Consider the following 14,798-nt stretch of genomic DNA (forward strand, 5'->3'; position numbering starts at 1 on the left):
AAAAGCCCTTGCCGAGAGGGGGCCGTCCATACATGACGATGTGGATGGAGACGCGCGCCAAAATTTCCATCGTCGTCCCGGCCTAGTGCGCAATTGCGCACGGGGGCCGGGACCCATACCTCGTGATCTAACAAGGAACAGCGGTTCTTGTACCGACGAAGATAACTACAAGTCTTCGCCAAACTACTTCCTGTGGTTATGGGTCCCGGCCCCCCGCGCGCAATTGCGCGCTAGGCCGGGACGACACCGAGTACTTGGCTAGCAGCCTGCCTCACACATTCCCGCGATCTTCCCGGAAAAGATCCAGCTTCTGCTGCACCGGCCGGTCCGAGAAGCTGAACAGCACGGCGTCCTCATCCGCCTCGTGCGTGACCCAGTGCCAGCTCGGCACCACGAACAGATCGCGCGGGCCCCATTCGAAAACGGTGTCGCCGATCCGGCTGCGCCCCTTGCCCTCGATCGGGCAAAACACCGTCGCATCGGTCGCGCGATAGCGCGCGGTCTTGAAACCCTTTGGCAAGAGCTGGATGAAGGTGCCGATGGTCGGCATCGCGAACTCGCCGGTCTCGGGATTGCTGAACTTCAGCTTCAGGCCGTGGCAGGCGTCCCATTCCTGGCTTACGCGGGCTTTCTCCAGGGCCTCGCGGGTGTAGGCATAGGGATAGCTGAAGATCGGCGAGGTCTTCGAGCTCCGCTTCACGTCGACCGGCAACAGATTGTGGCCGTAGCGGGCAAAGCTATCGCCGGCCGGCTTGGTGATCTTCTGCTGGTCTTCCTTGGAGCCTTCCGCAAAGGAGCAGTCGAAGAATTGCACGAGCGGGATGTCGAGACCGTCGAGCCAGAACATCGGCTCGCTGGTCTCGTTGGAATGATCGTGCCAGGTCATCGACGGCGTGATGATGAAGTCCCCTCGCTCCATCGCGGTGCGCTCGCCATCGACAGCGGTGTGGGCGCCCTTGCCTTCGAGCACGAAGCGCAGCGCGGATTGGCTGTGACGATGGGCGGGTGCGACGTCGCCGGGCACCACCATCTGCACGCCGGCATAGAGCGACGTCGTGATCTTCGACTGTCCGCGCAGGCCCGGGTTCTCCAGCACCAGCACGCGCCGCTCGGCTTCCTTGGCGGTGATCAGCTTGCCGGCTTCCGTCATGTAGTCGCGGATGACATCGAACTTCCAGAGATGCGGCCGGCAGGCGCTCTTCGGCTCCGGCGTGATCAAATCGCTCATCACCGTCCACAGCGCGGTGAGATTTTCGCCGTCGATCTTCTTGTAGAACGCCTCGCGTTCCGGCGTCTTGGTCACGGCTTCCATGGTTGCTGCTCCCGATCGTCTTGTTGATTGACAGTATACTGACGATCTGGCTAGCGTCAACGTGACGAACGACGTACAAGCAACGGGAAAACGGGAGGGTTCCGATGAAGCTGCACGGCTATTTCCGCTCCAGCGCCGCCTATCGGGTGCGGATCGCGCTGAACCTCAAGGGCCTCGGTGCCGAGCATTTGCCGCATCATCTGCGCAAGGGCGAGCAGTGCGCGCCTGCCTATCTCGCCATCAATCCGCAAGGTCTGGTGCCGGCGCTGGAGAGCGATGCGGGTGTAGTGCTGACCCAATCGGTTGCGATCATTGAATGGCTCGACGAAATGCACCCCAATCCGCCGCTGCTGCCGAAGGATCCGCTGCGCCGCGCCAAGGTGCGCGCCTTCGCGCTGGCGATCGCCTGCGACACCCATCCGGTGCAGAACCTGAAAGTGCTGGCGCGGCTGCGCGAGCTAGGCCTGCCCGAGGAAAAGGTCCAGGAGTGGGCGGCGTGGGTCAACCGCGAGGGGCTGTCGGCCTGCGAGACGCTGATCAAGGACGAGCCTGGGCCGTTCTGCTTCGGCGATGCGCCGACGCTCGCCGATCTCTGCCTGGTGCCGCAGCTCGCCAATGCCCGTCGCTTTGGCGTCGATGTGTCGGCCTATCCGCGCCTGCTGAAGGCAGAAGCCGCCGCCAAGGCGCTAGCCGCATTTGCCGATGCCGCCCCGGAGAAGCAGGCCGATGCCGAGTAAGCCTCTTCCTCCGATCACGATGGACGCGGTCTATGCTGCGCCGGGCTATCTGTTCCGGCGCATGCAGCAGATCGCGGTCTCGATCTTCATGGAGGAGTGCAAGGCGTTCGACCTGACGCCGGTGCAATATGCGGCGCTGATCGCGATCCACACCCATCCCGGCATCGACGCGACGCGGCTCTCGGCGGTGATCGCCTTTGACCGCTCCACGCTCGGCAGCGTGATCGAGCGGCTTCAGGCCAAGGACTATATCGAGCGCAAGCCGGCGCCCGAGGACAAGCGGATCAAGCTGCTCTATTTGACCAAATCCGGCGCCGCGATCCTGCGCGAGATCATCCCCGCCGTCGAGCGCGCCCAGGCGCGCATGCTCGAGCCGCTCAAGCCTACTGAGCGCAAGGCGCTGCTGGGGCTGCTGGTGCAATTGGTCGACCTCAACAACGAGGCGTCACGGGTGCCGCTGCGCGCAGAGGACGCGCTGGAGCATCTGGGCAAGGGCGGGTGACTGGCTCCAATTGTGGAGCGACGCTGTCGCCTCAATCTCAACTGTCATTCCCCGCGAAGGCGGGGAATCCAGTACGCCGCGGCGTCTCGGTTCAATCACGACCGTCTCGGCGTACTGGATCGCCCGGTCCCGGCTCCGCCAAGGCTACGCCGGGGCCACAAGGGTGCTTGGCCGCCGAAGCTTCAGCGAAGGCGGCAAGCCGGGCGATGACAGCGGTGGCTACAGCCTCAGCAGCGCCTGCCGGTCAATCTTCCCCGTGCCCGTCTTCGGTAGTTCGTCGATGAAGATCACCTCGCGCGGATATTTGTAGGGCAATAGCTTACCCTTCACATAGTCCTGGAGCTTGCGCGTCGTCTCGCTCTGATCAGTGGTGCGGTTGTTCATCACCACCACCGCCTTCAGCGTCATGCGCCGGTCCGGCAGTTCGGCCGCGAACACCGCACATTCGCGGATATCCGGGTGATCGGCGAGGCACAGCTCGACCTCGAGCGGATAGACCCACTGGCCGGAGATCTTGATGAGATCATCGGCGCGGCCGCGGAAGAAGTGGAAGCCGTCGGTATCGCGGACGAAGCGGTCGCCGGTGTAGATCCAGCCGCCGTCGCGGATGGTCTCGGCGGATTTGTCCGGCCGGTTCCAGTAGAGCGGCGTGTTGGAATCACCGCGCACCCACAAGATGCCTTCCTCGTTGTCACCGACGTCGCGGCCGTCCTTGTCACGCAGCGCGACCTCATAGCCGGGCACGCGCAGGCCGGCGGCGCCGAGCTTCTTCTGCTCGGGACGGTTGGAGAGATAGATGTGCAGCACCTCCGTCGAGCCGAGGCCCTCGACGATCTCGAGGCCCGTGAGCGTCTTCCAGCCGTTGAAGACTTCGGCGGAGAGCACCTCGGCCGCGGAGAGCGACATGCGCAACGACGAGAAGTCGGTCTTCTCGGCACCTTCGGCCTTGGTCAGCGACGTGTAGAGCGTCGGCAGGCCGAAGAAGACCGTCGGCTTGTACTGCGTGATCACGGAGAAGATCGCCGCGGGCTTCGGCTGGCCCGGCAGCAGCAGTGTTGCCGCGCCCGCCGAGAACGGGAAGGTGACGGAATTGCCAAAACCGTAGGCGAAGAAGATTTTTGGCACCGAGAAGCAGATGTCGTTAGACGTCAGCTTCAATACGCTCTGCGCAAAGGCGGCCTCGCTATAGGCCATGTCGTGCTGGAGATGCACGATGCCCTTGGGCCGGCCCGTCGAGCCCGAGGAGTACATCCAGAACGCCATCTCGTTGCGATCGGTGTCCGCTTCGGCGAGCTCAGTCGGGAATTGCGCAAGCCAGCTCGCCGCCGCCAGCGCCGAAGGCGCGGCGTGATCGCCGACCGCGCCGTTGACGACGATCAGCGTGCGCAGGGCGGTGTCCTTGCAGGCCTCCGCATTGAAGCGCGCGCAGAACTCGGCATCGGCGACTGCAACGGCAGCGCCGGAATCGGCGAGATAGAATTGCAAGAGGTCCGGTGGCGTCAGCGTGTTGATCAGGAGCGGCACGAAGCCGGCGCGCACTGCGCCGAAGAAGACGGCTGGATAGGCCGGCGTGTCGTCGAGGAACAACAGCACGCGGTCGCCGCGCTGGAGACCAAGCGATACGAGGCCGTTGCCCCAGCGGCAGGCCTCCGCGCAGAGCTCGGCATAGGTCCGCATGCCCGCCGGACCGATCAGCGCGAGCTTGTCGCCGCGTCCTTTGTCGAGATTGTCGAACAGCACGCGGCTGGCGTTATAGATTTGCGGAACGGCAAAGCCGATCTCGCGTGCGCCCGCGCTGTCCGCGGGCACCTGGTCGCGAATCACGTTGCTCATGCCGCACCTCCGCCGTTCTTGGCGACCTCGTAACGCGCCATGAAGGCTGGGGACATCGCCCGCAGCCGGGAATCGTCGATGCGGCCGGACCGGGTGATGTAGCTGTAGGCGAAATCCATCAGATCGAGCTGCATGTGCTCGGCAAAATGCTCGTACCAGAAGGCCGAGGTGCGCGCGGCGTTGACGAGCTTTTGCACCACCGGCTTGCGCGCGGCCTGGTAGCGGTGCAGCGCGGTCGCCAGATGCGCATCCGATTCCAGCGCCTTGACCAGCGCGATGGCGTCTTCGATCGCGAGCCGCGTGCCCGAGCCGATCGAGAAATGCGCCGAGTGCAGGGCATCGCCGAGCAGCACCATGTTCTTGAACGACCAGTACTCGTTCCAGACCCAGGGAAAGTTACGCCAGACCGATTTGTTGGAGATGAGGCAATGGCCGCCAAGCGTATCGGCAAACACCTCCTCGCAAATGCCCTTGGACTGCTCGACGTCCTTGTAGGCGAAGCCATAGGCGTGCCATGTCGCGTGATCGCATTCGACCAGGAAGGTGCTCATGGTGGGCGAGTAGCGGTAGTGATGGGCGTTGAAGGCGCCGCGGTCGGTCTTCACGAAAGTCTGCGACAGCGTGTCGAAGCGTTTCGAGGTGCCGTACCAGACGAACTTGTTGGAGGAGTAGGACAGCGAGGTGCCGAAATCGCCCTCATAGGCCCGGCGCACCAGCGAGTTGAGCCCGTCGGCGGCGACGATCAAATCGTGGCCGTTGAGCTGGTCGATCGCATGGATCTGGGTGTCGAAGCGCGGGGTGACGCCGGCATCAAGGGCGCGCTGCTGCAGGAACTTGAGCAGCTCGAGCCGTCCGATCGAGGAGAAGCCGACCCCGTCGATGGCGACGCTGTCGCCGTGCAGGTTCAGCGTGATGTTCTCCCAGCTCTCCATATGTGGCGCGATCGCATCGACCGTTTCGGGGTCGTCGGCGCGCAGGAATTCCAGGGCCTGGTCCGAGAACACGACGCCAAAGCCCCAGGTCGCGTCGGCCGGGTTCTGTTCGAACAGGTCGACCTGATCCTCGGGGTGACGCTTCTTCCAGAGATAGGCGAAGTAGAGCCCACCGGGCCCCCCGCCAATCACGGCGATCCGCAACGTCTGCCTCCCTAATTGACAGTATACTTACTATCTAGGGGTAGACTAATGTGCTCCGGCGTCCGGCGCCAGCAGAATTATCGGCAAAGCGTGGCGCGCCGAAGCTCGCTCTCGGACCGCGCGTTTGGCGCGTGTCCGAAGCAGTTTCGCGCGCAAGCATAGCCAAACCACGCGGGCTTGGCCATCGGCACCGTCAGACGCAGCGCTTCACGTAGACCCCGTTCACCAGCACCCTGGTGCAGCGGACGGCCGGAACCGGCTTGCGGACCACGACGGCCGCGTTCGGCCCGGCGCAGCCGGCGCGATACACGCCGCGGGCGCAGACCACCGCATTGGCGTCGGTGGCCTCGAACGTCATGGTGGCCGCGAAGGCGAGGAGTGCAGAAGCGACGAGCAGCAATGAACGCATGTTGTCCTCCCGGTCTGGTCGTGATCGAAATCGGATCCTTGCAAAAGATTTGTCGTTGCAGGCGTGCGGGAATTCACTTGCGCACGCCGCCAATCATTGCCCCGTGCCTTGGCGCGCGATCGTGCGCCGCCTCATCGCGCTGCGAACGGGGCGAGCACGTCCTTGCACGCCGGCGATAGCGAGGCAGCATTGCTGGAGATGCATTGAACGATGCGGCCGCCGCCGGGCGCGACGCCGGCGCAGAGCGAGCGGATATCGGCGCCGCAGGCCGACCTGACGATGAACAGCTCTTCGCGCGGCCGCAGCGGGCGTAAAACGATCGCCGCTGGTGCGGCCGCGGGCGCTGCTGCCGCGGGAGCCGCACCCGCGGGCGCTGCCATTGCAGCCGCGCCACCGCCGGCTGCGGCGCTCACGGCCTTTTCGCAGGCCGGCGAGACCTTGGCCTTGTTCTTCTCCAGGCATTCGAGCGCGGCGGCGCCGCCGGGTGGCACGCTGGCGCAGACCTTGGGATAATCGGCGCGGCACGCGCTCTTGACCGCCGCAACCTGTGCGCTGCTCGGCTGCGTAGCGGCAGCAGCCTTCGGCGCCGGCGCGGCGGCCGGCTTCGCAGCGGGAGCGGAGTCAGCCTTCGGCGTGGCAGGCGCCGCTGCCGCTTTGGGTGCGGCCTCCGTCTTCGGCGCAGCGGGCGCAGCTTCGGTCTTCGGAGCCGCAGCAGGTTCGACCGCGCGAACCGCGGTCTGGCATCCCGATGACAGGCTGGGCATGTTCTTCGCCAGGCATTGATACGCTTCCACCCCGCCGGGCGTCACGCTCGCGCAATGCGCCATGAAGTCCGAGCGGCATGCCGAGCGGATGGCGCTCTTTTGCGCCTCGGTCGGCGTTTGCGCGAATGCGCTTGTTGCAGTTGCGAAGAACGCCGCCGCCAGCAACGCCTGGCGCGTTGATGCATGTTTCAACGTGTTGAACATCTGAGTATTTCCTGCCCCGTCGGTGACGCCGACGATTCTGAAAATGTGATGCAATCGCAATCGTCGCGGGTAATGCCTCGCGAGCGGCATCATTCGCCGCTTTGACCTCTCCCGCAAGTCAATTATGCCGGCGCAATTGCGCCGCAGCGAGAGCATGATCCGGATCCGACGGGCCGCGCTAGCGCAAAGTCTGCAGCCTTTCTTCCGAAAAAGATCATGCTCAAACGATACGGCGTCAGAGCCTGACCATCCGCTTGCCGCGGTTTTCGCCCGCGAGCAATCCGATCAGCGCCTTCGGTGTGTTCTCGAGGCCATCGATGATGTCCTCCTGCACCTTCAGCTTGCCGGATTTGACCCAGCCCTGGAGGTCGGCGAGCGCGCGCTGGCTGTCCTTCATGTAGTCCATCACGATGAAGCCCTGCATGACGAGCCGCTTCACCACGATCAGGCCGGGTACGCCGCGCGGGCCATGGGCGGCAGGCGCGCCGTCATATTGCGAGATCGCGCCACAGCAGGCGATGCGGCCGTAATTGTTCATCTGCGGCAGGCAGGCTTCCAGAATGTCGCCGCCGACATTGTCGAAATAGACGTCGATGCCTTTGGGCGCGGCTGCCCGCAACGCCTTGAACACTGCGCCGTCCTTGTAGTCGACGGCCGCATCGAAGCCGAGCTCTGAGGTCAGCCAGTTGCACTTGTCCGTGCCGCCGGCGATGCCGATCACGCGGCATCCCCTGATCTTGGCGATCTGTCCGACGATCGAGCCGACCGAGCCCGCGGCCGCGGAGACAACGACCGTCTCGCCCTCTCTTGGCTTACCGATCTCCAGCAGGCCGAAATAGGCGGTGAGGCCGGCGATGCCGAACACGCTGAGCAGATGCGTCATCGGTTCGAGCTTCGGCATCTTGGTGAGGTGCTTCGCAGGCACCGCGGCATATTCCTGCCAGCCGGTATCGCCGAACACTATGTCTCCGGGTGCGAGCGCCGGCGCCTTCGAGCTGACGACCTCGGCGATGGCGCCGCCGGCCATCACGCTGTTGGCCTCGACGGCGGAGCGATAAGTCGCGCCGTGCATCCAGGCACGGTTGGCGGCGTCGAGCGAGATGTAGCACACGCGCAGCAGGGCCTCGCCGTCCTTCGGCTCCGGCAGTGCGCTCTCCACCATCTTGAAATGCTCGGGGCCGAGCTTGCCGCTCGGCTTTTCCACCAGGAGAATCTGACGATTGATGTTGCCGCTCATGGCGTTCCCCTCCTCGATTGTTTGGCAATTATTGATGCAACCGCAGCCAAGAAAACGTGCAAGCCGCATCTGTTGTGCGCTGCATGAAAGCTAGATCGCCGCGCCCCATTTCACAACGGGAACATCCGGCCAACGCGACCACACGCAAAGCGTGTTGCGTCGCTGTGATATCTGCGACATCATGAAGCGCCGGTGTACGTGGGGGTAAGCGATGTCCAACAGGTTCACGCAATACATTCTGGCGGCGATGGTGCTCGGCATCATCATGGGTTCGGCGATCTACAATTTCCTGCCCGACACGCGCGCCGATTGGGCGTCCTCCATCAACCTGATCGCCATGATGTTCCTGCGCTTGATCAAGATGATCATCGCGCCGCTGGTGTTCGCGACCCTGGTCGGCGGCATCGCTCATATGGGCTCGGGCTCCAAGCTCGGCCGCATCTTCGCCAAGACCATGGGCTGGTTCGTCAGTGCCTCCTTCGTCTCGCTGCTGCTCGGCCTCGTGATGGTCAATCTGCTGCAGCCCGGCGCCAACTTCCCCGGCACGCTGCCCGCGGCAGGCCAATCGACCGGCCTGCCGGTCTCGGCCTTCTCGATCGAGAAATTCTTGACCCATCTAATCCCGACCTCGATTGCGGACGCGATGGCGCAGAACGAGATCCTCCAGATCGTGATCTTCGCCGTGTTCTTCTCGGTGGCGATGGGCGCGATGCCTGAACGTTCCAAATCGATTCTAGCGCTGATCGACGACGTCGGCCACATCATGCTGAAGGTGACAAGCTATGTGATGCTGTTCGCGCCGCTCGCAGTGTGGGCCGCGATCACCGCGACGGTCGCCAAGAACGGGCTTGCCGTGCTGTGGAAGCTCGTCGTCTTCATGGGCGGCTTCTATTTCTCGCTGGCGATCCTGTGGACCATCCTGGTCATCGTTGGCTTCATCGTGATCGGGCCGCGCTACAGCCATCTGCTGAAGCTGATCCGCGAGCCGCTGATGATCGCGTTCTCGACGGCGAGCTCGGAGGCGGCCTATCCGAAGACGCTGGAGGGCCTCAACCGCTTCGGCGCCTCGTCGCGGATCTCGAGCTTCGTGCTGCCGCTCGGCTATTCCTTCAACCTCGACGGCACGATGATGTACTGCACCTTCGCGAGCATCTTCATCGCGCAGAGCTACCACATCGACATGCCGCTCGGCACCCAGCTCGCGATGCTGGCGACGCTGATGATCACCTCCAAGGGAGTCGCCGGCGTGCCGCGCGCCTCCCTCGTCGTGATCGCCTCGACGCTGGCGCAGTTCAACATCCCCGAGGCGGGCCTCTTGATGATCATGGGAATCGACACCTTCCTCGACATGGGTCGCAGCGCCACCAACGTGATCGGCAACACGCTTGCGACATCGGTGGTTGCGAAATGGGAAGGCGAGCTCGGGCCCGAGCATGCGCTTGAACCGGGCGATCTCGTGCCTGAGGACATGGTTCCGGGCGAAGTGCCTGCGATGGCCGGCCATGGATAGGAGCGAGCCATGGGCCAGGCACTGGCGAGGTCAGTGATCGGCGGCGTCCTGTGGGTCGCAGCAGCATCGCTGCTCGCGACCACAGCGGTCGCACAGACCGGCGGCAGCGAAGGGCTCAGCCCGACGCTGTCGGCCATCAAGACGGCGCACACCGTGCGGCTCGGCTATCGCGAGAGCTCGCCGCCATTCTCCTTCCTCGACCAGGCGGGGCGCCCGATCGGCTACAGCCTCGAGCTGTGCGAGGCCATCGTCGAGGAGATCGGCGTCGAGGTCGACGATCCCAATCTCAGAATCGACTACGTCAAGGTGACCTCGGACGATCGCATCGAGGCCGTGCTTCAGAACAAGATCGACCTCGAATGCGGCTCGACCACCGCCAATGCCGAGCGTGGCAAGCGCGTCGCGTTCTCGCCGCTGATATTCGTCGCCGGCAGCAAGCTGATGGTGCCGAAGGGAGCGGCCGTTTCCGGTGTCGCGGATCTGAAGGGCAAGACCGTCGTCGTGACCAAGGGCACGACCAACGAGCAGGCGATGCACGCCGTCGACAAAAAGTTCTCGCTCGGCCTTAACATCGTGACCGCGCCGGATCACGAGCAGTCGTTCCGGATGGTGGCCGACGGCAAGGCGGATGCGTTCGCGACCGACGACATCCTGCTCTACGGCCTGATCGCGCGTCACAAGGCGCAAGAGTATTTTCGCGTGGTCGGGGACTATCTGTCCTACGACCCCTACGGCATCATGTTCAGGAAGGGCGAACCGCAACTCGCCGCCGTGGTCGAACGCGCCTTCCGCAAGCTCGGCTCCAACCGCGACCTCGTTCCGCTCTACAACAAATGGTTCACTGCAAGGCTTCCCACCGGCGAACGGCTGAACGTGCCGATCTCGCTGCAGCTGGAGGAAGCCTTCAAGGCCATGGACGATTCGCCGAGCGCGAATAATTAGCGGCTTCTCTTCTTACCCTCCCCTGGAGGGGGAGGGTCGATCGCGCAAAGCGCGAGCGGGGTGGGGTGATCCCTCCACCCGGCGGTGTGTAAGGTGGAGAGACCGTCACCCCACCCCGTCTCGCATCGCTGGCGCGCTGCGAGCCGACCCTCCCCCTCCAGGGGAGGGTGGGCCAAGCTCGCGGCCGCTAGTTCTGGCCAAACACCCGGTCCAGCGCCGCGTCATACGTTGCCTGCACCAGCTCCGGATGCAGCTTGCCCAGCGCTTCCATCATCACGCCGGAATTGATCTCGAGCACGCGCCAGGTGCCATTGATGCGGACCACGTCGATCGATGCGAAGGCGATGCCGATGGCGTGCGCAGCATCGACCGCGAGTCTCACGCAAGCCGCGCGAACCTCGCCGTCCTCCAGCAACACCGGCTTTGCGCCGGCATCGAGATTGTGTCGCCAATCTGTGCCGCGCTGCTTGCTGTAGACGATGAGAGGTACATCATCGAGCAGCACCACACGGACCTCCTCCTCGATCGCGACATAGGGCGAGATCACGAGTCCGGCGCTCATCGAGAAAACTTCACCAACCGCGTGGTCGAGTTCCGCCTCCGTCGTCACCTTGAACACCGCGCGCCCCGATGTCCCCTCGTTCGGCTTCACCACCACGCCTTGCGGATGGTCGCGAAGCAGCTCGAGCATTGCCTCTCGCCAGGTAGGGCCAACAACATGCTTGCCCAGCTTCGGGTTGAGGAAGAGGTGATGGGGAATGCAGGGCACGCCCGCAAGCGCCAGCACTTCGGCCGTGGCCGATTTGTCGTTGGCGAGACGATGCGCGATGGCGCTGTTGAGGCCGATGTCGTAGCCGAAAGCGAAGCGGCGCGTTTCGCCTCGGCGCATCGCGATCAGCCAGCCACTGGCGCGGACATCGACCGTGATGCCATGCTGTGCGCAATAGCGCCTGATCGCCTGGACAAAGATCCGCTCGCCGCTTGCCATGTGATTCAGTCGTTCCTGTCGCCAAAAGCCGCAAAAATGCGGGAAACGGCGCCAACCCGGGGTGAAAATCAGAGCTATTCTTAATGAAATTCTCGTTAGCGCGATGGAAATTAAGTGCTGCCGTCGAGCCCCCAAGGGAAAAGAAATTGCCCGCCGCGCGCGCTCGGCAGCAAATTCATTAATGATGCGCCCAATTCAGCCCAAATGCCGGTTTGATCGGCATCAATTGCTTCCGAAACGAGGTTGATTATTGGTCTCAATGGCGTAGATCACACACGCGAAATCCTCCGCCATGGCAGATGGTGCCCGCCCCGCTGTGAGGGGCCGGGCAATGCTTTTGCCCGAAAACCGCAATATATTCGGAATATCGAAAATCATGAGCGCGTTTTACCGAGAGAAGGTTCTTTCCGTCCACCACTGGACCGACACGCTGTTCAGCTTCCGCGCCACGCGCGACACCGGCTTCCGCTTCCAGAACGGCCAGTTCGCCATGATCGGCCTCGAGGTCGACGGCCGCCCACTGCTGCGCGCCTACAGCATGGCGAGCGCCAATCACGAGGAGCAGCTCGAGTTCTTCTCGATCAAGGTTCAGGACGGTCCGCTGACCTCGCGCCTGCAGAAGATCAAGGAAGGCGACACCATCCTGGTCGGCCGCAAGGCGACGGGCACGCTGATCACCGACAATCTCCTTCCCGGCAAGCGGCTGATGCTGCTCTCGACTGGAACCGGCCTTGCGCCGTTCGCGAGCCTGATCAAGGACCCCGAGGTCTACGATCAGTTCGAGTCGATCGTGCTGGTCCATGGCTGCCGTCAGGTCTCCGAGCTCGCCTATGGCGAGAAGCTCGTCGCGAATTTGCGTGAGGACGAGGTGTTCGGCGAGTTGCTCGCGGACAAGCTGGTCTACTATCCGACCGTGACCCGCGAGCCGTTCCGCAACCGCGGCCGCATCACCGACCTCATCAATTCCGAGCAGATCTTCAACGACATCGGCCAGGGCCCGCTCGACATCGCAACCGACCGCGTCATGATGTGCGGCAGCCCGGCGATGCTCGAAGAGCTGAAGCTGATGTTCGAAGGCCGCGACTTCGTCGAGGGCTCCGGCAACAAGCCCGGCCATTTCGTGATCGAGAAGGCGTTCGTCGAGCGGTAAGCCCGCTCTTTGTGCGCTCTCGGTTGTCGTCCTGGCCTTGTGCGCAATTGCGCACGGGAGCCAGGACCCATACCCACCGAGTGAAGTTTGGCGAAGGCTGGTCGTTGTCAGTCTTCGCAACAACCCCGCTTAGGGGTTATGGGTCCTGGCTTTCGCCAGGACGACGGCGGTGGGTGAAGCGTCTTGCCCGGCTGACCGTCCCTTTCTCTCCCATCTTCCTGCTGCACTGCAAAAGCCCGCCCATCGGGCTGATTGATTTGTCTCAGCCGAATTCGCTAGCCTGAAACAAGGGCCGCGTCATATCCGTATGACAGGCACAGGCGTATCGTAGCGCTCATGCTGGCGAGAGGACGTGATCGTGGCCGAGGACAACAAGACGCAAGAAGCTCCGAAACGCCTGCCACTGGCGGAAGAGGGGGTCATGGAAACCCTGCTGCTTCCGTTCTCGCCGCGCTTCATCGTGCTGACGATCTGCGCGGTCGTCACCGCGCTCTTGATCGGCGTCGGTATCGCCGACCGCAAGATCTTCGACATCCTGCTGGTCCCGATCCTGATCTTCGCCGCGCTGACCCTGCTCGGCGTCCGCGATCTCCTGCAGAAGAGCCACGCGGTGCTGCGCAACTATCCGATCTCGGCGCATATCCGCTTCCTCCTGGAAGAAATCCGCCCCGAGATGCGGCAATACTTCTTCGAGAGCGAGAAGGACGGCATGCCGTTCTCGCGCGACACCCGCGCGGTGGTCTATCAGCGCGCCAAGATGGAGCTCGACAAGCGGCCGTTCGGCACCCAGGAGGACGTCTATCGCGAGGGCTATGAGTGGATGCATCACTCGGTCTCGCCGAAGATGCATGCCAGGGAAAAATTCCGTGTCGTCATCGGTGGGCCGGATTGCGCAAAACCGTATTCGGCCTCGGTGTTCAACATCTCGGCGATGAGCTTCGGTGCGCTCAGCCCGAACGCTGTGCGTGCGCTCAATGCGGGCGCGAAGAAAGGCGGCTTCGCGCATGACACCGGCGAGGGCGGCGTCAGCCCTTATCACCGCGAGATGGGCGGCGACATCATCTGGGAGATCGGCTCCGGCTATTTCGGCTGCCGCCACCTCGACGGCTCCTTCGACCCCGAGGCGTTCGCGCGCGTCGCCGGCGAAGACCAGATCAAGATGGTCGAGCTCAAGATCAGCCAAGGTGCCAAGCCGGGCCATGGCGGCGTGCTGCCGGCCGCAAAAGTCTCGGAAGAGATTTCCAAGATCCGCGGTGTCGCGATGGGAGAGGATTGCATCTCGCCGGCCTCGCACCGCGCCTTCTCCACACCGGTTGGCATGATGCAGTTCATCGCCGAGATGCGCCGCCTGTCCGGCGGCAAGCCGGCCGGCTTCAAGCTGTGCATCGGCCATCCCTGGGAATTCCTGGCGATCTGCAAGGCGATGAGGGAGACCGGCACCTATCCCGACTTCATCGTCGTCGACGGCAATGAGGGCGGCACTGGCGCGGCGCCGCTGGAATTCATGGATCATCTGGGCATGCCGATGCGCGAGGGCGTCAATTTCGTCCACAACGCGCTGGTCGGCATCAATGCGCGCGACCGCATCAAGATCGGCGCATCCGGCAAGATCGCCACCGCCTTCGACATGGCGCGCGCCATGGCGATTGGCGCCGACTGGTGCAATTCGGCGCGCGGCTTCATGTTCTCGCTCGGCTGCATCCAGTCGCTGAGCTGCCACACCGACCGTTGCCCGACCGGCGTCGCGACGCAGGACCCGACGCGTGCGCGCGCGCTCTACGTGCCGCTCAAGATCGACCGCGTTCAGAATTACCACCATGCGACGCTGCACTCGCTGACCGAGCTGATCGCCGCTGCCGGCCTCGAGCATCCGCAGCAGCTGCGCCCGATCCATTTCAGCCAACGGACGTCGACGACCCAGGTGCAATCCTTCGCACAGCTCTATCCGGCGCTGCGCCCCGGCGAGTTGCTCGAAGGCACGGAAGATCCGCGGTTCCGCGACGGCTGGCGGATGGCGCGGCCGGAGACGTTCCAGCCCGCGCTGTGAGCGCGGCTCTGCCGCCGGCTCCGGCGC

Annotated in this window: 13 protein-coding genes; 6 read left to right on the forward strand and 7 right to left on the reverse strand. The window is 63.8% G+C overall.

Annotation, left to right across the window (positions count from 1 at the left end):
• Positions 1-271: 271 nt before the first annotated feature.
• Positions 272-1,312: a gentisate 1,2-dioxygenase gene (gene gtdA, locus BLV07_RS38670; RefSeq protein WP_091896775.1), complete on the reverse strand. Its 1,041-nt coding sequence runs from the start codon at positions 1,310-1,312 to the stop codon at positions 272-274.
• Between the two features lie 104 nt (positions 1,313-1,416).
• Here gtdA and maiA point away from each other — a divergent pair, with 104 nt between their 5' ends.
• Both maiA and BLV07_RS38680 read left to right on the forward strand, forming a co-directional pair.
• The gene (maiA, locus tag BLV07_RS38675; protein ID WP_091896778.1) at positions 1,417-2,049 is read left to right on the forward strand and encodes a maleylacetoacetate isomerase; all 633 of its coding nucleotides are present in this window, start codon (positions 1,417-1,419) and stop codon (positions 2,047-2,049) included.
• Entirely contained in the window at positions 2,039-2,551 is a 513-nt protein-coding gene (locus tag BLV07_RS38680; protein WP_164934761.1) for a MarR family winged helix-turn-helix transcriptional regulator, read from the forward strand. The genes maiA and BLV07_RS38680 overlap by 11 nt, the downstream gene beginning before the upstream one ends.
• A 219-nt stretch (positions 2,552-2,770) precedes the next feature.
• Here BLV07_RS38680 and BLV07_RS38685 read toward each other — a convergent pair whose 3' ends face one another.
• From BLV07_RS38685 to BLV07_RS38705, 5 genes are all read right to left on the reverse strand, one after another.
• Positions 2,771-4,384, reverse strand: a complete 1,614-nt coding sequence (locus tag BLV07_RS38685; protein WP_091896784.1) for a benzoate-CoA ligase family protein — start codon at positions 4,382-4,384, stop codon at positions 2,771-2,773.
• Positions 4,381-5,520, reverse strand: a complete 1,140-nt coding sequence (locus tag BLV07_RS38690; RefSeq protein WP_176946049.1) for an FAD-dependent monooxygenase — start codon at positions 5,518-5,520, stop codon at positions 4,381-4,383. The genes BLV07_RS38685 and BLV07_RS38690 overlap by 4 nt, the downstream gene beginning before the upstream one ends.
• Positions 5,521-5,713: 193 nt before the next feature.
• Positions 5,714-5,929 carry a hypothetical protein gene (locus BLV07_RS38695; RefSeq protein WP_018316432.1) on the reverse strand — a complete coding sequence of 72 codons (216 nt, stop codon included), beginning with the start codon at positions 5,927-5,929 and terminating at the stop codon, positions 5,714-5,716.
• 131 nt (positions 5,930-6,060) lie between these two features.
• Positions 6,061-6,897, reverse strand: coding sequence for a cysteine rich repeat-containing protein (locus BLV07_RS38700; protein ID WP_091896787.1), 837 nt, complete (start codon positions 6,895-6,897; stop codon positions 6,061-6,063).
• 235 nt (positions 6,898-7,132) lie between these two features.
• Complete coding sequence (locus BLV07_RS38705) at positions 7,133-8,134, reverse strand: NADP-dependent oxidoreductase (RefSeq protein WP_091896790.1); 1,002 nt, start codon at positions 8,132-8,134, stop codon at positions 7,133-7,135.
• Between the two features lie 211 nt (positions 8,135-8,345).
• On the opposite strand from BLV07_RS38705, the gene BLV07_RS38710 reads away from it, so the two are divergent.
• Together BLV07_RS38710 and BLV07_RS38715 are read left to right on the forward strand one after the other, a co-directional pair.
• Positions 8,346-9,644 (forward strand): dicarboxylate/amino acid:cation symporter, encoded by a 1,299-nt coding sequence (locus tag BLV07_RS38710; RefSeq protein WP_091896792.1) that lies wholly within the window; start codon positions 8,346-8,348, stop codon positions 9,642-9,644.
• A gap of 9 nt (positions 9,645-9,653) precedes the next feature.
• Entirely contained in the window at positions 9,654-10,586 is a 933-nt protein-coding gene (locus tag BLV07_RS38715) for an amino acid ABC transporter substrate-binding protein (RefSeq protein WP_091896795.1), read from the forward strand.
• A gap of 187 nt (positions 10,587-10,773) precedes the next feature.
• Here BLV07_RS38715 and BLV07_RS38720 read toward each other — a convergent pair whose 3' ends face one another.
• Positions 10,774-11,574: an ATP-grasp domain-containing protein gene (locus BLV07_RS38720; RefSeq protein WP_091896798.1), complete on the reverse strand. Its 801-nt coding sequence runs from the start codon at positions 11,572-11,574 to the stop codon at positions 10,774-10,776.
• A gap of 376 nt (positions 11,575-11,950) precedes the next feature.
• Here BLV07_RS38720 and BLV07_RS38725 point away from each other — a divergent pair, with 376 nt between their 5' ends.
• Together BLV07_RS38725 and BLV07_RS38730 are read left to right on the forward strand one after the other, a co-directional pair.
• Positions 11,951-12,724, forward strand: a complete 774-nt coding sequence (locus BLV07_RS38725; RefSeq protein WP_091896801.1) for a ferredoxin--NADP reductase — start codon at positions 11,951-11,953, stop codon at positions 12,722-12,724.
• Positions 12,725-13,082: 358 nt separating this feature from the next.
• Complete coding sequence (locus tag BLV07_RS38730; protein WP_176946050.1) at positions 13,083-14,771, forward strand: FMN-binding glutamate synthase family protein; 1,689 nt, start codon at positions 13,083-13,085, stop codon at positions 14,769-14,771.
• The last annotated feature ends 27 nt before the right edge of the window (positions 14,772-14,798 follow it).

It is taken from the genome of Bradyrhizobium sp. Rc2d, assembly GCF_900099855.1.
Classification (GTDB): Bacteria; Pseudomonadota; Alphaproteobacteria; order Rhizobiales; family Xanthobacteraceae; genus Bradyrhizobium.